The sequence below is a fragment of the Parapedobacter flavus genome, from assembly GCF_035818675.1.
Lineage (GTDB): Bacteria > Bacteroidota > Bacteroidia > Sphingobacteriales > Sphingobacteriaceae > Parapedobacter > Parapedobacter flavus.
In genome coordinates this window covers 1-17,740 of sequence record NZ_JAYKZZ010000006.1, presented here as the reverse complement: position 1 = coordinate 17,740, position 17,740 = coordinate 1, and the positions used below count along the sequence as shown (strand labels likewise).

The 17,740-nt window shown below is 51.5% G+C and carries 19 protein-coding genes; 10 read left to right on the top strand and 9 right to left on the bottom strand.

What is annotated here, in order from left to right; translation table 11 throughout:
- Positions 1 to 706: 706 nt before the first annotated feature.
- From U9S71_RS05825 to U9S71_RS05810, 4 genes are read left to right on the top strand one after another with little or no spacing between them, the layout of a single operon-like run.
- Positions 707 to 3,118: a zinc-dependent metalloprotease gene (locus U9S71_RS05825; RefSeq protein WP_326325942.1), complete on the top strand. Its 2,412-nt coding sequence runs from the start codon at positions 707 to 709 to the stop codon at positions 3,116 to 3,118.
- 18 nt (positions 3,119 to 3,136) lie between these two features.
- Entirely contained in the window at positions 3,137 to 4,564 is a 1,428-nt protein-coding gene (locus U9S71_RS05820) for a TlpA family protein disulfide reductase (RefSeq protein ID WP_326325941.1), read from the top strand.
- A 37-nt stretch (positions 4,565 to 4,601) separates the two neighbouring features.
- The gene (locus U9S71_RS05815) at positions 4,602 to 7,799 is read left to right on the top strand and encodes a SusC/RagA family TonB-linked outer membrane protein (protein ID WP_326325940.1); all 3,198 of its coding nucleotides are present in this window, start codon (positions 4,602 to 4,604) and stop codon (positions 7,797 to 7,799) included.
- Positions 7,800 to 7,822: 23 nt separating this feature from the next.
- Complete coding sequence (locus U9S71_RS05810; RefSeq protein WP_326325939.1) at positions 7,823 to 9,235, top strand: RagB/SusD family nutrient uptake outer membrane protein; 1,413 nt, start codon at positions 7,823 to 7,825, stop codon at positions 9,233 to 9,235.
- A 75-nt stretch (positions 9,236 to 9,310) separates the two neighbouring features.
- Here the strand turns inward: U9S71_RS05810 and U9S71_RS05805 are convergent, their stop codons facing one another.
- From U9S71_RS05805 to U9S71_RS05775, 7 genes are all read right to left on the bottom strand, one after another.
- On the bottom strand, positions 9,311 to 9,760 hold the full coding sequence (locus U9S71_RS05805) for a hypothetical protein (protein ID WP_326325937.1): 450 nt from the start codon (positions 9,758 to 9,760) through the stop codon (positions 9,311 to 9,313).
- Between the two features lie 31 nt (positions 9,761 to 9,791).
- The gene (locus tag U9S71_RS05800; RefSeq protein WP_326325936.1) at positions 9,792 to 10,436 is read right to left on the bottom strand and encodes a hypothetical protein; all 645 of its coding nucleotides are present in this window, start codon (positions 10,434 to 10,436) and stop codon (positions 9,792 to 9,794) included.
- Positions 10,437 to 10,520: 84 nt separating this feature from the next.
- Positions 10,521 to 11,144, bottom strand: coding sequence for a cyclic nucleotide-binding domain-containing protein (locus U9S71_RS05795; protein WP_326325934.1), 624 nt, complete (start codon positions 11,142 to 11,144; stop codon positions 10,521 to 10,523).
- Positions 11,141 to 11,827 carry a response regulator transcription factor gene (locus tag U9S71_RS05790; RefSeq protein WP_326325932.1) on the bottom strand — a complete coding sequence of 229 codons (687 nt, stop codon included), beginning with the start codon at positions 11,825 to 11,827 and terminating at the stop codon, positions 11,141 to 11,143. Before U9S71_RS05790 ends, U9S71_RS05795 begins: the two co-directional genes overlap by 4 nt.
- A 34-nt stretch (positions 11,828 to 11,861) precedes the next feature.
- The gene (locus U9S71_RS05785; protein WP_326325931.1) at positions 11,862 to 12,689 is read right to left on the bottom strand and encodes a sensor histidine kinase; all 828 of its coding nucleotides are present in this window, start codon (positions 12,687 to 12,689) and stop codon (positions 11,862 to 11,864) included.
- Entirely contained in the window at positions 12,647 to 13,300 is a 654-nt protein-coding gene (locus U9S71_RS05780) for a hypothetical protein (RefSeq protein WP_326325929.1), read from the bottom strand. The genes U9S71_RS05785 and U9S71_RS05780 overlap by 43 nt, the downstream gene beginning before the upstream one ends.
- A complete protein-coding gene (locus U9S71_RS05775) occupies positions 13,297 to 13,860 on the bottom strand; it encodes a hypothetical protein (RefSeq protein ID WP_326325927.1) in 564 nt (187 codons plus the stop codon). The genes U9S71_RS05780 and U9S71_RS05775 overlap by 4 nt, the downstream gene beginning before the upstream one ends.
- A 174-nt stretch (positions 13,861 to 14,034) precedes the next feature.
- Here U9S71_RS05775 and U9S71_RS05770 point away from each other — a divergent pair, with 174 nt between their 5' ends.
- The 6 genes from U9S71_RS05770 (at position 14,035) to U9S71_RS05745 (ending at position 16,848) form a co-directional block, all read left to right on the top strand.
- Positions 14,035 to 14,220, top strand: a complete 186-nt coding sequence (locus U9S71_RS05770; protein ID WP_326325926.1) for a hypothetical protein — start codon at positions 14,035 to 14,037, stop codon at positions 14,218 to 14,220.
- Entirely contained in the window at positions 14,213 to 14,524 is a 312-nt protein-coding gene (locus U9S71_RS05765) for a helix-turn-helix domain-containing protein (RefSeq protein ID WP_326325925.1), read from the top strand. The genes U9S71_RS05770 and U9S71_RS05765 overlap by 8 nt, the downstream gene beginning before the upstream one ends.
- 573 nt (positions 14,525 to 15,097) lie before the next feature.
- Positions 15,098 to 15,733, top strand: coding sequence for a fibronectin type III domain-containing protein (locus U9S71_RS05760; protein WP_326325923.1), 636 nt, complete (start codon positions 15,098 to 15,100; stop codon positions 15,731 to 15,733).
- Positions 15,733 to 16,158, top strand: a complete 426-nt coding sequence (locus tag U9S71_RS05755; protein ID WP_326325921.1) for a DUF5675 family protein — start codon at positions 15,733 to 15,735, stop codon at positions 16,156 to 16,158. The genes U9S71_RS05760 and U9S71_RS05755 overlap by 1 nt, the downstream gene beginning before the upstream one ends.
- Before the next feature lie 293 nt (positions 16,159 to 16,451).
- Positions 16,452 to 16,688, top strand: a complete 237-nt coding sequence (locus U9S71_RS05750) for a hypothetical protein (protein WP_326325920.1) — start codon at positions 16,452 to 16,454, stop codon at positions 16,686 to 16,688.
- The gene (locus U9S71_RS05745; protein WP_326325918.1) at positions 16,675 to 16,848 is read left to right on the top strand and encodes a hypothetical protein; all 174 of its coding nucleotides are present in this window, start codon (positions 16,675 to 16,677) and stop codon (positions 16,846 to 16,848) included. The genes U9S71_RS05750 and U9S71_RS05745 overlap by 14 nt, the downstream gene beginning before the upstream one ends.
- 105 nt (positions 16,849 to 16,953) lie before the next feature.
- On the opposite strand, the gene U9S71_RS05740 is transcribed toward U9S71_RS05745, so the two are convergent.
- Positions 16,954 to 17,298, bottom strand: coding sequence for a HepT-like ribonuclease domain-containing protein (locus U9S71_RS05740; RefSeq protein ID WP_326325916.1), 345 nt, complete (start codon positions 17,296 to 17,298; stop codon positions 16,954 to 16,956).
- Positions 17,298 to 17,579, bottom strand: coding sequence for a nucleotidyltransferase family protein (locus U9S71_RS05735; protein ID WP_326325914.1), 282 nt, complete (start codon positions 17,577 to 17,579; stop codon positions 17,298 to 17,300). The genes U9S71_RS05740 and U9S71_RS05735 overlap by 1 nt, the downstream gene beginning before the upstream one ends.
- Between the last annotated feature and the right edge of the window lie 161 nt (positions 17,580 to 17,740).

Sequence of the window (17,740 nt, the reverse complement as noted above, 5' to 3'; positions counted from 1 at the left end):
GCGATAACGCCATGATGAACGGTGTTTTCTCGAACCCGAATAGAGCTAAGATTCTGCCGAGAGAACCGTGTTGATCGCTCCATGCTAACTTTTGTGGATAAAGTTTTCTACTTTTGATACCACAGCATGTGAGCGGCCTCACGTTAAGCTCTGGCAGCGTCCCTCTAGAGTCTCGTGTAGATTCGAAGGTGACGAAGGGTTAGCTCCCCTGGGTTCAGGGTGTGAGGTTGCTCCTTGCTTGCAATAAGGATTACCACACAACATTCCGAGAAACATCGTTCTGCATAAACCAATAAGGATTATGAGAAAGAACGAGTTAATCACCCTTCACCAGTACCCCAGCCGCCTCAAGGAGGTTTGGCTTCGGTTCGCCTATTTTATCTTGATAAAGAACGTTAAACGTAACCCTATATAGGTCTGCCGAAAATATTGCAGCCGCAGAAGCATGCACGGGGAAAGACAATAAAAAAGTCTATCCCAAGCACGGGCAAATAAGCCCCACTTCCCGGTTGCTACCGACCCCAATGCTGAAATAAAAAGCCCGTTTTTGTCCAGATGGAAGAAGGTCCGTTTATTTTCGGTTACTATGCAACAGCTAAAAGTAGACGCTTTTTTCCAATTCTGCAAATCTTCGTGGAATTTTCTTCGGCTTGGGAATCGGTTTTGAAAAATATCTTTTTCTTAAACCGCTAAAAGCCAATGCACAATGAAGAGAACTCTAGGTTTAGGGGATGGCTATGTCCTAACCAAACATAAACTTAAACTCCCATATATAAGATATTTCAGCCTACTGGCTGTATTAACGATCATGTGTTTGTATGCCGTGAAGCAGGCCTCCGCCCAACAGGCGGAGCCTGCGGCTACGGCAGTTGGAGACGTTATTAGTTCTGACACGAAATCCCAATACGGTATACTTGGTGTGCACGAAGTAGGGAACAAGGTGTATCTCGAAGTCCCAGATTCCATACTTGGCCGCGATATCCTTGCGGTAAAAAGGCTTGCGAAGGGATGGGCGGGTAAGCACCCCTATGTTTTTTGGAGAGGTGGGCCGGTAGGGTACGCGGGAGACCATATAGATGAGTTGGTTTTCCGAATACAAAATTGCGGCGACAAGATCTGCTTCGTTATGCCTGACTTTACCGAGAGAGCTTCTGAAGGTAAAGCCAACGTGGAGCGCGTTTTCAAGGCATCTGCCGTGTACCCCGTTATAGCGTCGCTTGCGGTAATATCCCGTAATCCGCAAGGCACCGCGTCCATCGTTGATATGCCCGCTATTTTGGAAAGCGACCATGAGTTATTTGGCTTCTCGAAAACTTCGAAGAGCGAGTTTGGATTAGGGGGGTATAACGCAGCCGCATCTGGGCCAGTTACCGTATCAGCCACTGACAGTGGGATACAAGTGAAGAGCACAAAGGCTTACTCCATGCAGAATCAAAGTTATCCGGTACCGATTGAACTGGTCACAAATTGGCTTGTACTACCGAAGGAGCCGCTCCGCGAGCGTCTATCAGACTACCGTATCGGGTATTATACGGTTGATTACCGGGATTTGGGCGCAAATCCGTTTGAGGCGACCAACAAAAAGATCATTACCCGTTGGCGGTTGGAACCCAAGCCGGGCGACCTGCAGAGGTATCTACTCGGTGAACTAGTAGAGCCGCAACAGCCCATTGTTTTCTATGTCGATCCGGTCATCCCACGGCAATGGATACCTTATATGATCGACGGGATAAACGATTGGCAGGAGGCATTCGAGCAGGCCGGTTTCAAAAATGCCATACGAGGGAAAGTAGCGCCTGAAGGAGATAATGGTTCGCCGGACTTGTATGGGATGGGACATGGCTACATAAGTTATAAACCCGATCTGATACCCAGTGCGGTCACGATTACCAACGTTGACCCGCGCAGCGGCGAGATTGTCGGCGCTAGTATATCGTGGTGGCATGGTATGGTGCGCCAGTTGATTAGCTGGTACCGGTTCCAGGCAGGTACTTCCGATCGGAACGCTTGGACAGGGCAGTTGGATGAGGCGGTGATAGGAAGGCTGATACGCTATATCGTTTCCCACGAAGTTGGCCATGCACTAGGCCTTAAGCATAATTTCGGCGCTGCATCGGCGACCCCGGTAGAAAGGCTTCGAGATAGGGATTGGCTTAAAAATCACTCTTTCAGTCCGTCAGTAATGGATTACGCCAGGACCAATCACATCGCCCAGCCCGAAGACAGTGTGGGGCTGGAGGGAATAGTGCCCCGGATCGGTATGTACGATAAGTGGGCCATTGAATGGGCATACCGTTACCGCCCGCCCACCGCCGATGCCGAGATCGAAACATTACAGCTAAGTAAATGGGAGGAGCTTAAACAGGAAGACCCGAATTTATGGTACGGCGATGAAGACCATAAAAACACCGACCCACGTTGTCTACCAGAAGATATTGGCGATGATCCCATCCTGTCTGCCCATTATGGCATACTTAACCTGAAGCGCCTTCTCGACAGCCTCCCCGTTTGGGTCGGCAACCCTGGGGTGGCATCGAACCATTACAAGCAACTGGTCCGACAGTACCAGACGCATATCAGCAATGTGGCGGCCTTCATCGGGGGTCGGTATCACCGGCCAAGGGGCTGCGTTGACGCGTGGCCGCAAAACGTTCCGGTATCCGACTCCCTGCAGGAAGACGCACTGGCTTTCCTCGACGAGCAATTTTTCCAAACACCAGTCTGGCTTCTGGAGAACCCCATTGTTTCCGAAACGGGAATCGACGCGCTGGCGATGCTAACAAAATACTGGGAGGAGAGCATTCCCGCGTTGTTAGCAAGGCTATTAAATGGAAAGGAAATAGCCCGCCTTAATTCGCTACAGCGATATGTATTCGGCAATTCGAGGGCTGGTAAGGACGCCGATGAATACCGGCGCGCACTTCAACGAACCTATGTGAAGGCATTGATTGCGCTTAGCGGCCCCGATGCAATAGTCCCCGATGAACAAGAGCAGACTGCAAGAGAATTGTTGGACCAGCTTCGGACACAGATAAATCACATTGCTTCCCACGAACACGATGCAAGAAGCACCGCACATCTGCGGACTTTGCTAGCGGTTCTGGAAGCTAATCGTTAAACATTGAAATACTAAAATATGGAATGGACAAAAGTTAATTACGCGCTGATATTAATGGTGCTTTGTTTCAGCATGCCCTTGTTGGGCCAGGAGTTCTATCGGCCTTCGGAAGTGACGGTGAGGATGGGGGAAACCTTGCCCGAGTCGTTTTTCAGCACACCCCATAAGGCGATTGACATGGCAACCGGTGAAGACCGACAGATCATACTTGGCGATTACAAAGACAAACTGATTATCCTTGATTTTTGGGCGACCTGGTGCAAACCTTGCCTTTATTCGATGAACAAGCTGGATAGTTTGCAGTCAGCCATGGCTGGGGAGGCGTTCGTGGTGATCCCCGTAACCGGACAAAATCCGGCAGAAATGGCCCCTGCCATTAGGAAATACCGGTGGACGACACCGAGTATCGTTGGCGACCGAACCTTGGCAAGGATTTTTCCCCATCAGGGGATCCCCCATCAGGTGTGGATCAAGAATGGTAAAGTCTTAGCTATACCCCACTGGACGAGCGCCACATCCGACCACATCAGGCAGGTCATGGCCGGTCGTACCCCTCAGATGCCGATGAACATCGTGGACTGGCAATTCGATCCCGATTCGCCCATACTACAGCCGGTGGTTGGCAAGACCAAATTATACCGCAAAAATAAACATTCGATGATTTGCGGTAAGATCCCAGGGATAGGCACAGAGAACCTTCAGATTGTACGAAAAGAAGATAGCACGGTGCTTTACGCGTTGAATTTGCCGATTTCGGTTTTGTATTATCAGGCTTTTAAGGATGATATTTTCCCATCATACAGCGTGTACCGTGGGGCTATTGATTGGCAGATCAGTGACAGTCTCCGGTCGGTGCTATTGGCGCGGAGGCCAAAATTGCTCATGGGGAATACCGCCCGGGAAGACTCGCTTTTCGTCGATTGGGAAAATAATCATTTGTATAGCTATGAATTGAGATATCCGGGCAATATCAGCGATAAGGAAGCGTATGCCATCATGAGAAAAGACCTAAACACGTTCTTTGGGGAATACCGAGGAATACAGGGGGATATCGTCCCCGGACCGAAAATGCGCTACGGGATACTTAAACCGATTGAGAGCCGAGAAAAGACCCTGCAATTATTGCAGGCCGGGCTGGGGGTTGAAAGACCGGCGGATTCCACGGAGTACCATTTTGCCAACGGCCAATACCGTTCCCAGCTATACAGCCTAATGGTACAGACTCCGCTTAACCACATTACCGATGTGGAGTTGAGTGAGGTCGCCCCGGTCGACAGTACAAGGCTAGATCCAGAACTTCGCGTAGGCATCCACTTCCCAAAAGCGATGCTAAAAGGGTGGCCACTGAATCGGGTCAACCTGGAATTGAAACGCTATGGCCTCTTCATACAGATTGAGGATAAACAACCGCCCCTGCTGGCAATCAAAGAAACTACGGCAGAATAATCGAAGGAATCTATTAACCAATAAAACAATAAACAATATGGAAAGAAAAATATATCTAATACTCCTAATTAGCTGCACCTCACTATTGTCACTGGCGCAGGAGCGATTGGCCGGGATAGTAATCAATGCCGAAGGTAATGCCCTTGCTGGGGTTGGCATCCATTTAATCGGATCGGGCCGGGGCTGGCAAACCGACGCATCGGGAAACTTCTTGGTCACATTGTCAGAGCACGCCGATACATTGGTGTTCACACATGTAGGCTATAAGCGGCTGGCTATTCCCTCCTCATCGTTATCCGAAAGCAAAGGACCGGCCCAGGTAATCCTCGAAAGAACCACCGGGTTATTGGAAGAGGTCATGGTCAACACAGGTTATTATTCATTGCCGCGTGAACGGGCTACCGGATCGTTCAGCTATATCGATGAGGAAATGCTGAATAGGAGTGTGGGCACCGATATTCTCGGCCGGCTGGAAAACATCACCAGTGGACTGCTTTTTGACCGACGTGCGCTCTCCGGTGAAGACGTTGACGGCAGTCCGGAGTTGAGGGTACGGGGTATCAATACCATCGAAAGTAACTCCGCTCCACTCATCGTGGTAGACAATTTTCCATTCGAGGGCGAGATCTCCGACATCAATCCCAATGACGTGGCGTCGGTTACCGTTCTTCGGGATGCCGCGGCCTCCAGCATCTGGGGGGCTCGTGCCGGCAACGGCGTAATTGTCATCACCACCAAAAAAGGGAAATATAACCAGCCAGCCCGGATCAGCTTCAGCGGCAACGTGAATATTACAGATAAGCCAAACCTGTTTTATGGCCGGAATTACCTGCCCTCCCCCACAGTGATGGAAATACAGCAGGACCTGTTCCAGCGTGGCGGATATACGGAAAATGACCTGGTCCAGATTCCGGGCTACGTGGAGTTGCTGATCAGGGAGCGTGACGGAACCATCTCGCCTGAAGAGTTTCTGGAAGCGAAAAGCGAAATGGAACGGACCGATCTGCGGGAGCAATCCCTTCGCTATCTCTACCGTGAGGCCGTTGCCCAGCAATACGCACTGGGTATCCAAGGGGGAGGTGGTAATTATACCTATTCCTTTTCCGCCGGATTGGACAGAAACGCAGAAAGCCAGGTCCGGAACAACTTCCAGCGGGCGAGCATCGGGATACAGAATGGTTTTAAAATTAGGCCTAACCTCGAGTTGGAAGGTTCCTTTTGGTACACCAAGGAAATGACCGAGAGAAATGGCCAGGGATTTTATTCCAATATCGCGATTTATGAGGGGTTGGTAGATCGGTCTGGTCAGCCCCGCAGCATCTGGAGTGTCTACAGGAGAAGATTCCATGAGCAGGCCCCCGATAGGGGGCTCCTGGACTGGGTGGAACGGCCGCTTGATGAACTCCGACTGCGTGACATCAGTAACGGACGGAAGCATATGCGCTTCAATGGAAATCTAAAATACGATGTACTGGAAGGGCTTTCGTTGTCAGGCGCCTATCAGTTCAGCATGGGTGAATCAAGTGGGAAGCAGTACCATGATAAAGATAGCTATTTTGTCCGTGATCTGGTCAACCGGTTCACCGATCCCACGACAGGGGCACGTGTAATCCCCTACGGTTCCATCATGGATTACCAACCGACAGCCAGTAACAGGTCGCATTCGGGTCGCCTGCAGGCAAACTTGATGAAGGACTTCCATGACACGCACACCATCGCCGCGTTGGCGGGGGCCGAGGTCAGGCAAGCCGAAAGCCAATTTATCTCTGGGCAACGTATTTACGATTTTGACCCGCAACTGTGGACTGGTGTCACAGTTTACGACTATTTAGTGTACCATCCCAGACAACCCAGTGGGTCCGGGCGGATTCCTAATACTTCCTTTTCACCCGATAAATCTTTGAACCGGCATATATCCTATTTCAGTAACTTCAGCTACACATATTACCAACGGTATATCCTGAGTGGCAGCGCCCGATGGGACGGTAGCAACCTACTCGGGGTGAAAACCAACCAACGGGGTACCGCCCTCTGGTCGATGGGCGGGAGCTGGGAGATTAGCCGCGAAGGTTTCTACCATTCCAAATGGATGCCATACCTTCGGGTCAGGACAACTTACGGAAGTGCGGGTAACATCGACAAGAGCCAGAGCTATTATCCCACCATCCATATCCAGTCGAACCCGGTAACGAACGGGCTTCAGGCGGATCTGTACAGTCCCGGCAATCCGTCCCTGCGATGGGAACAAGTAAACACCCTGAACGTGGGGTTGGACTGGGCGATGGCAAATAGCCGTATAAACGGAAGTCTCGAGTATTACGACAAGGAAAGCAAATACCTGCTTGGACCCAACCTGATGGACCCGACCACCGGCATTCCCCTCAATTCCCCCTACAAAATGAATTACGGCAATATGCGGACCTGGGGGTGGGACGCGCAAATAACCAGCAGGAATCTTGTGGGCCCGCTCTCCTGGAGCAGTACACTCCTTGTGAGCCACAGTGAGAACAAAATAACCCAACTGAACAGGCCTGTGCAGAACTACGCCAGTACATACGTTAACGGCGGTATACCCGAAAAAGGCAAATCCGTGGATATTCTGTATGCCTACCCCTGGTATGGTCTGGACGGCAACAATGGCCTTCCGATGGTCTATGTGGATGGAGAGCCTACGACTGGACAGAATAGCTATGGCAAATTTATTTTGGGCATAGAATATAATGAACTGGTCAATGCCGGAACCGTGGTGCCACCAATATTTGGTTCTTTACGCAATGTATTTACATGGCAGGGACTACAATTGGATTTCTTGCTTTCATTTAAATTCGGTCACGTTTTCCGCAGGTCTTCAATAGGTCCTGGTCAGGAATTCCTCAGGCTGCCTGTTTATCACATGGATTATTTCAATCGTTGGAAAGAACCGGGCGACGAAAAGGAAACGGATGTGCCCGCGGCGCTGCCCGCAAATAACATCGGCCTTTCGGAATATTATTTGGCATCGACTACGCTAATTGAGAAGGGCGGATCTTTGCGTCTACAGGATGTCGGATTACGGTATTCCCTCCCCGGGAAATTCTATCACGGACGGGGTATCCAACGGTTTACCTGTTTCCTTTACGCCCGCAATCTTGGTATCCTTTGGCGAGCTAATGACCTTGGTTTGGATCCTGACTACCCAAATACCAGCTACCCTGCCCCGCGCAGTATTGCGTTCGGGGTACAGGTAGCATTTTAATAGGCTAATTTAAATTACGAGAAATGATGAATTCCAGCAAACGATTCTATTTACTTTGTTTTACCCTTGCTTGTTTTGCTTCTTGCGGCACAGATTTCCTTGATGTAAAACCCAATATCCGGCAACGGGTGCCCAGTGAGCTCGGGGACTATTCGCTATTGCTTGACAACACCGGGGTGATGAATGTTTCCGCCCACGCGTTGGGTATGATCGGAAGCGATGAATATTACCTTACCGACGCCCAGTATTCAACTTTTCCCGATGGTGCATTGCACAATTACCAGATAAGGGCTTACACCTGGGAGAAGGAAATCTTCCAGGGTAACGAAGCCGGGTATATGGATTGGAACAATGGTTACAAACGCATCCTGTGGGCAAATCTGGTAATCGACGGGATAAGCCGGCTGTCTTTGACAGGGGAAGAAAAGGTAGCGGCTGAGCATGTGCGGGGGATGGCATTATTTCACCGCGCGTGGAACTATTACAGCCTGGCGCAGCTGTTCTGCCCGGTTTACGACGATGTCTCGTCGGAAAAGGCGTTGGGATTGCCGCTCCGACTGGAGCCCGACCTTACCTTACGCATCCCGCGATCAACCTTAGCGGCCACTTACTCGCAGATTATCAGGGACCTCACCGGGGCCGCTTCGGTGCTTCCAGAAACAGCATCTACTGGTTTTACCCCTACCAGAGCGGCAGCACATGCGCTGTTCGCCCGATTATACCTGCAAATGGGAAACTATCAGAAAGCGCTGGATCATGCCTCCAAATGTTTGGAAACGCGCGGGGAGTTATTGGATTACCGTTCACTGGAATTCATAAACAACATGACATTCCGGGCAAATGGAACCGGTAATCCGGAGGTAATCTTTATGGCCATAGTAAGGGGTGATACCAATTATTTACGCATGCTGAGACAGAATATTCTTTCGGTGGACAGTGTTTTGTTGGAAAGTTATGCCGAAGGTGATTTGAGAAGGCAGGCGTTTTACAGACTGTTCAACAACGTTAGATATACCTTCAGGGGGAGTTATGACGGGACGTCTCAGAACACCTATTTTTCGGGACTTGCGGTGGATGAAGTGTACCTAACACGAGCAGAATGTGCAGTGCGGTTAGGCGATTTGACACAATCGCTGATTGATTTGAATACATTACGCAGGCATCGCTACGTCTCGGAAGGCTATGTGGATCTGACCAGTGGTGACGGCCAACAGGTGCTAGACTGGGTGCTGGAGGAACGACGCAAGGAATTGGTTTTCCGGGGGACGAGATGGGAAGATCTGAGACGCTTGAATAAAGAACCCAGATATACCCGCACGCTTGAACGACGGATTGCTGGCCAGATTTATACGTTGGAGCCCGGCAGTCTGCGATACGTGTATCCGTTGCCGGTGGAAGCCATTGTGCAGGGCGGTTATGAACAGAATGATCGGTAACAGATTCCGTTCTTGATGAAAAAGCCGGTATCCTGCAGGATACCGGCTTTTTTCAACTATCTATTCAGCAACCAATTAATTACCGTCCTGATCTGGATCGAATGTTTTGGCATATTGCACTGAGGTAATTCCCAGGGCAAGGAATTCGGAAATTGTGGGCGGATTACCTCCGCCAATCCGGTCAATCAGCGCATCATACGCCGCTTGATTGGAGGAAGGCATATTGGTCTTGTCGAGCTTTACACTGCAGATCGGCCCACTGTAAGGCGGTTGGCACGTCCCGCTTGGATTTGCTTGCGCCGTCACTTCCTGGTTTGTTGGCAATGTTTCGTCAATTCCCGTTATGGTAACGGAGAACCACACCGTATCCGCCGATTGAGAAAATAAAAGTACGTCGAATGCTGGTTGCGAAACAATTTCGCCCGATAGCATAGCTACTTTCTCCTGCGCCACGCCAACCTGCACGGCCATAAAGAATACCGCAACTGACAGTATTCCAGTGATTATGTTTTTTATCTTTTTCATAATCGTAAAGGCATTTATTTTACGGAAATGCTTACCGTTTTAAGTTTAAAAATGTTTTGGTTAGTCGGTCATCGGCCGAACTCGCCGCCGTCTCCCAAACGCTGGAATGGGAACAAATGTGGTTGTATGCCAGCAACCGGAATGTTTTATCCACGGCCCTACGCCGGAACAAGGCAAATCGGCGATCGTGTACAACCTGCGTAAGCATTCCGTAGGGCAGGGCGGTCTTGCGGAACAGCATCCTTCGAGAAATATGGATGATGAAGGCAATCAGTCGAACGAAACCAAAAGTACGCCTGGTGGTCAGCGCCACATGTTTACGCATACGCGCTAGGTAGTACCTTCGGATTTGCGCTTGCCACGCCGTTACTTTTGCTTTAGCCCGCTTAACCAAGGCCTTCCACCCTTTCGCTTTGACCTGATCCGCCCCACCGTCACCGCGCTGCGGCCTCGGCAGCGCGGGGCCCGGGTGGTATAGTTCAGCACCTATCGCCGTGCCGGGCGTCCCTTGCGATGGCTCCGGTAACATCGTTGCCAGCACCGTCGGTTTGCGCAGGGAAGGGGTGTTATTTCTTAGGGGCACCCCGCCCGAGCGGCCATCGCTTAACTGCAGGGGAACCGCAGTATGAATTCCGGTGCTCCCCTTTCTTGTGCTTATATGTATTACCTGTTTCATATAAGCAAAAATACCCCAAATACCCCCTACAGCATGTTAAACCATTTACATACTGCGCGTTAACTATTAACACCTGCCACTCCGCTAGGATAGGTTGAGGGCTTTGAGTTTTTTGCTGTAGGTTTGCCTCGTTAGCCCGATGTGCATACAGCGTTGTTCGATGGTAGCCACGTGGATATAGGCCTTATAACGTGTTTCAAAAGCGGCTACGCGCTCTCCAGGCGTGAGGTGCAACAGATGGTCGTGCAGCCGCCGCTGGCGCTCCTGCTTGCGCGCCAACACCACGATGGCACGGTCTACAACACTGTGGTCGGCAATAAGACGGCGCAATATCGGGTATTGGATACTGAGATAGGGTCCGGGTTCGAGCGTTTGCACGAAGTCTGTCCGGTCCGCGCCGTCAAGCAGGGCATAAGAATCGAAAATGAGCGTACGCCGCGCCCAAACGTGGGTACCGATATGCTTGATGCCATCTGCACCATCAACCACCTGAAAGCTGTGCGCTACCGACTGCGGCATCACGATGGCCTGGCCGGCATCGGCCGGCCCGGGTTCATCCAAATACTGGCGTGCAACGGATTGGCGGAGCTGGCTATGGGTAACCAGCTGTTCGGTCAACGCCAGCCCACTGGCCACAGGCAACGATCCGAGCACCGGCAGTAGGTATTGTGCAATGAGCTCGGTCTTCACTTGAAGGAGCTCGGTCATTGCAGCTTGTCTTTATCGGTTTGTTTCGGTATCACACCGCACTCGTGGGCGATCGCAATAAGCGCGGAATTATCCTCAACATCAAACGTGTCTCGCAGCTTTTTAACATGGCCACGAACGGTATACACGCTGGTCTCGTGCTTAGCGGCGATCTGCTTTTGCGAATATCCGGCACACAGCAGCCGCAGCACCTCCATTCGCTTACTGGGAATATCAGCGACACCTCGGGGTATTCTGCCCTTTTCGGCATCCCTGAATTCGGCTTCCGTAACCCACGCATTGTAATACCTGCCCCTAGTGGCGAGTTCGCGGATGGCCACCGCGAGGTCATCACTTTTGGACGACTTATCGATAAAGCCCCTTGCCCCGCAACGAAGCATGCCCATCATGGCAGACTTCTGCTCTGAAAAGGTTTGAACCAACACCTTGGTATCCGGATGATGCGCCGTAAGCCACTTGGTGGCTTCGAAGCCGTCCATCGGTTCCATGCGGATATCCATCACCACAACATCGGGCACACCGTGAATATTGATTTGTTCAATCATTTCTTCACCGTTCTCCGCCAAGAACAGCACACGGATATCTTCGTTGTGCGTATGGAGGTAAGATGTTGTATAACGGTTAGCGCGCATATGATCATCCACCAGCGCTACGGTAACTTCTTTTGTTAAATGAATTGTCATGCGTTTGTGTTTATGTTTTGGTTTTTTTGTTTCGTTAGGGAACGGTAGCGGTAGGTACCCGCAGCGAGATGCGGGTGCCGCTGCCCGGCTTCGATTTGATATACAGGTTACCGCCAATTGTTTCCGCGCGGAAGCGCATATTGCTTAGCCCCAGCGAAGCAGCGCTATCCACCGCGGTGGTATCGAAACCACAGCCATCATCTACCACATCCACTTGTACGGCCGTGTTGCCGACCGCGGTGATGGATAGTGTGATTGTGCTGGCCTTGGCATGTTTGATGGCGTTGAAAGCCGATTCCTGAATTATCCGGCGAATATGCAGGAGTGTATCCAGTTCGAACGCTTCAAAACGAGTGGTGTCGGTATGCAGGTTTACTGTCAGTCCTTCGAGATGTTGCATCTGGGCCACGTCCGTTCGGACAGCGTGTATCAACCCCTTTTCCAGAAGCGACTCCCCCTCGATGATCCGGTTGAGGCCTCGGGCGTTCTCCCAGATCTCTTCCGCCAAATCTTGGGCAAGTTGGAGTCCGTCGGCACCGAGGTCCTTTTTTTGGCGGTGGAGATTACGCATGTCGCCCAGGATAGTCACCAACAACGCCATTTTATTGCCCAGGTGATCATGAAGGGCAGCGGCAACTTCGCTGAGAATATGCTCGGCTTCTTGCGTGCGCGCGGCTTGCAACATGAATTCATATTCGCTCGCCTGCCGTTTGGCCTTTTCTTCAAACAGCAACCGCTTTCGCTCGTACAAAGTGGTGATCAGCCAAACCGAAGCCAGACAGAGCAGCATGGTGAGGGTGCCAACGATGACAATTCCAATTAACGAAGATTTCGATATCTGTACGTAAAGGTTATCATCCATAATCCGTAAAGCATCAGGTTCAATAATAAGTACACCAAGGCATACAACGGCAAACCGGCTAGTTCTACTTGGGTGGCTATGAGCGGCTGGGCCAATAGCATCGTCACAAAGCTACCGAAATAAAAGCAACTGATTGCGCCCATCCAAAGCGAAGACGCATGCCGCCGCAGCGGTACGGGCTGCAGAGGGGCGTTGAACAATAGATAGATGTAATAAATGGTAGCTACCACGAATGACGCGCTGATCCAAATCACCGTCCAGAAATGCAAAGAAGCGGGTTTCTCAACGGCCGTTTGTTCGATGGAAAAGAAAAGGATGAAAAGCGCCAACCATAGTAACCAATACCGGATGTGCAGGCCATAGGGCTTGCATATCCGGTAGATGAAATAGCTGATGAACGTACCCTCTATCAGCAGGAATATATTGTACAACCACGCATTGTTTTTATGTTGCACGATGCCTATATAACCGCCGAGCCCTTCGGTGATAACCACAATCAGTAAATACCACGGTTGCAATGCCCAATGCAGTTCCTTTTCATGGCGGAGGTATCGCCATGCGGTGATCAGGCACGCTATTTCAACAAGAAAGGTGAGGGTGTACTGGATCATTCATCGGCACCTTTCAGCAGGGCTGGATCATCTCCACAGGAGGGTGGGCAGAGCATTCCCCGGTTTTCGACGGTGGATTTCCTCATAAGATTACTGGGCCGGCCGCCGGATTGACTAATACCGGTGAGGTAATCCCGGTGGTAGGTAATTCCATTGGCGGTGCTATCTCGCGTGGGTACCATGAGTAGTGTATTGTACCCCCAGTACGCTTGCGGTGGCACCTCGGCATTTACGCCGCCGTCAGGATAGCTGTCGTCATACGCTGCGAAGTAAAATCGAATCCCGTCGCCACCATCACCTTCGATTTCGTTGATGAAAGCCTTAAGTTGGGCAAGGCTAAACCATACGGTCCGCGTATTGGGCAATTGCTCGCCATCACGCTCCACAAACCCGGCGCGCGGGGCATAATTGGCCACCATGCGGTGAGCTACATCCACGGGCACTTTTGCCGACCCCGATGAAAAGGTTGCCGCTAGGGGTGTGTTGGTTTGTCCATCAGCTTGCAACGCATACCCAACAAAGAAAACCAGGGCACATGTAATGAATAAATATGTCTTCATAATAATTTGATAAATTGATTCGGGGTAAAAATATGGGTTATATATACACGAGCAAACGCCCATTAATGGGTGTTTGACAAATGAAAATGGCGCTATACCTTTGTAACAGACATACCTGTGTGTCCGTAATAAACAGATCTATGATAAACATCGATATCAAACCAGTTGTATGCTATGACTATAAATCCGTATCCCGTTCAGCCCAAACCCAAGGAAAATTGGTTGGCTGATGCCCCATTACCCTTACTGAATCAACTTGCCGAACTGCTCAAGCGACTGCTGGCCGGGCTGGGCAACCCAACGCCCAAACCGGTACCGCAGCCGCGTCCTTTTATCCTCAATCCCATCTGCCATGGATAACCGATTCCCTTACGATAAATTCGAACAGGCGCTCGACGTGTTTATCCGTTACATCGAAAACAAACTAGATGCGCTCGAAAAATGGCTCTCCAAGCAACAGGTGATGGAGTACTTAGACATCACAAGCTCTACCTACTACCGTTGGGTAGCAGATGGCACGCTGGTACCGCGGGGTGGGGCAGGCGAAGATAAATTTTTCGTGAGCGATATCCAAAAGCTGGTCGCCGAACGCCGCTACCGCAAGCGTAGAAAGCCGCTTCGCAGGGATGACGATGCACCGTCGCAAGCGGACAACGAGCTGTAGGATCGGGGCAGCGTTTCCCTTTCACCTTACTTAGAAGCACTTCGGGGGCGAGATGGATTCCCGCTCGCTCGCCATGCGATTTTGTTCCCCTATTGTAGAGCGCTGTGGCCCGACAGGCGTTCATTGCGGCTCCGAAGCGGTTTACAGTACCCCCGCCATGCGGCGCTGTACCCCTGCAACGTTTGCCGGTGCCCCCGCCGGGCAGCGCCGGGCCGGCGCGGCGGGCCACGATACCCTCACCCTGCTTCATCGTACCCCTGCCGTGTTCCGCCGCAACCCCTCCGGGTGGCGCTGCACCCCCGGCGCATTCCATTGCGCCCCTGCAATGCGGCATTGCGCCCCGACAGTGACTCACTGCGCCCCCGCAATGGCGTACGGCGCTTGCTGCGCGGCGCACAATCTCTCCGTTTAATTTTCCCACAACCGACCCATACGCTCCCAAGTTATCCCAATGTGTCCCATTGATAGGCCACCTCGGCGCGCCCCCCGACCTTTATTCTTATAAGCGCCGGTGGTCCCATGGGATTCGGCCGAAACACCGGTGTATGGTTACACTTTTAAACGCTTTACATTATGGTACTACGACAGCAAGCCATCAGTGGCTTTTTACGAATGCGGGACGATGAGCTGGCCCGCCAGACGGCAACGATCATCCAAGCAATGACCGATAACGCCAACTTTGCAACACCGGTGCCCGATTTGCCCAGCCTGCAAGCTGGACTTGACGACTACCTGCTTAAACTCTCCGTGGCCACCAAACGGGGTGGTACGGAAGAAACGGCCTTGAAAAACGAGGCCAAGGAGGTGCTGGCCGATCTGCTCCGGAAACTGGCGTTTTATGTAAACAACAACACCGGTGGTATGCTATCGGTGCTGAAAAGCTCGGGGTTCCCTACCACCGATTACCCGATGGCGGGTGATCTTCCCGGCCGCGTGTATGATGTACGGATACGCGACGGGCGCTTCGATGGCGAGGTAAACATCACCTTCAAACCGGTAAACAAGGTACTCTTCTATGAATACCGCTATGCCCTATCGATCAAAGGAGAGACCGAGCCACAATGGGGCGACCCGGTGATGACCACCCGGTCTAAACTAAACTACCTCACTGTACCACAGCGTATGCGGGAGTACGTGGTGCAAGTGCGCTCGGTAAACGCGTATGGCAGGTCGCCGTGGAGCGATGTGGCAAAAAGGGGGGTAGCGTAATGGGGGCAGTATTTGCCAGGGTAAAGGGCCAGCTGACGCTGGTCCTTACCCGTATTTCCCAGCCTGGCGGCACCAACGGCACGTTGCTGTTGCGCGGAGCACCCATCTGCCATACCATTGAACTGCCCTGGCGCGGCAATCGCACGAATGTGAGCTGCATACCCACAGGGCGTTACCGCCTGCGGCGTACGTGGTCGCAGCGCTTTGGCTTTACCCTGCGTGTGATGGGGGTGCCCGGGCGAAGCGGTATTCTCATCCACGCGGCAAATGATGCAGCTACCGAACTGCGGGGATGCATCGCGCCGGTGACTAAGCACACGGGCGAAGGCATGGGGATTTATAGCCGAGTGGCGCTAGAACGAGTGGAGAACATCGTATACCCTGTGCTGGAAGCGGGAGAAGAAGTGTGGTTAGAGGTTTTATAGATTGCTACGCCACGTCTGGGTGCGAGCACCCTAGGTCGTGTTCGTAGCAATCATAAAACGATGGGGGTAGTATAGATGGTGGTTGGAGGTTTTAACGGCTGACCACACCGCGACTGGGAACTTCGTCCCCTAGGCCGCTTACGTGGCAACCTTAAAACCGAAGGGGAAGTTTAGGAGGCGGAATGTTGGTTTGGGCTGTCGTATAAGCGACCTAGGATGCTTGCATCCAGACGCGTTGCGATAGCCCAAACATTTAGGATAGGAAAAAACAATGAGCAAAAAAACAAAAAACAATGAAAAAACCAATGAATACCGTCGGCCGCCCCGAAGCGGGGAAACCGACACTTTACGAACGGATTAAGGAAGCATTGGCCGTAGCCAGCCAGCTCGTCATCGCCTCGCCGGTGAAGCTGCCGCCCAAAATAGTGGTGGTAGCGCGGTACCTGGCCCTGGCGCTGGGTGTGCTGGAAGCGGTGGAAAGCGGCCTGCAAGACCGCCACGAAGGAAAGGAAGGCGATGAAGGCAACTAACGTCCAGCTCGGCATCGGCACGGGCGGAGGCACGTTGCTCAGCGTGGTGGCCCAGTTGGGCGTGCACGACATGGTCAAAACCGCCGTGCTGGCCGCCATCGGCGCGGCAGTGAGCTTCGCGGTAAGCTGGGCACTGCAGCGGTGGTGCCGGAAACGGTAAAGCCGTCGGCGACGTTAATCGCACCGATGCACTAATTCAGAGCCCCTGCCCTACCCGGCAGGGGCTTTTTTTGCAGAAGTGGCGATAGCGGCTTATGAAGTGGGGTTATTTCTCTAGGTGGTCGATAATATGCTTTACTTGTTGCCCGAATTCGGGCAGGATATCCTCAACGACACCCCAAACGGCTCTTACGTCCACGCCCATGTAGTCATGGATTAGCTTGTCGCGCATCCCGGCTATGTTTTTCCAGGGTATCTCTGGATATTTTTTCCGAATTACCGAATCGACTTTTTTAACAGCTTCGCCAATTACTTCGAAATTTCTGATTACAGCATCTTGGATCAAGAAATCTTTTAAAAACGCTTGCTCATCAACGTCCTTGGTGTACGCATGTATCCGTGATATACAATCTAAGATATGATGTAGATAGACGGAGGACGATTTTTCCATTAGGTGATACGAATCAAGTCGCGCTCAATGATGGGCCGCAAATGTTGATGCACGGAATTGGCAGTCACTAAGTCCACCTTTATGCCTAAACGATCAGACAACTCGTTCTCAAGGCCAATAAGCTCCAGTAAATTGACTCGGTGACTAAAATCAATCAGGATATCGAGATCGCTGTGTTTTCCTTGTTGCCCTCGGGCATACGAACCAAATACCCCAACCAGCGATGGACTGAATTTTGCGGTTATTTTTTTTATAAGCTGTTGTTGCCTCGAATCAATCATTAGCCCAAAAATACAAAATTTAGTCTACTCATTCAAAATTATATACCGTATAATTGGTGTCGCCAACCCGGAGCTACACGTCTCCATGGAAAATGTATCGACGATGCAATACTACATGTCTATTTCGGAGATATGGGGCCGATGTTTTCGGTCGATACTGG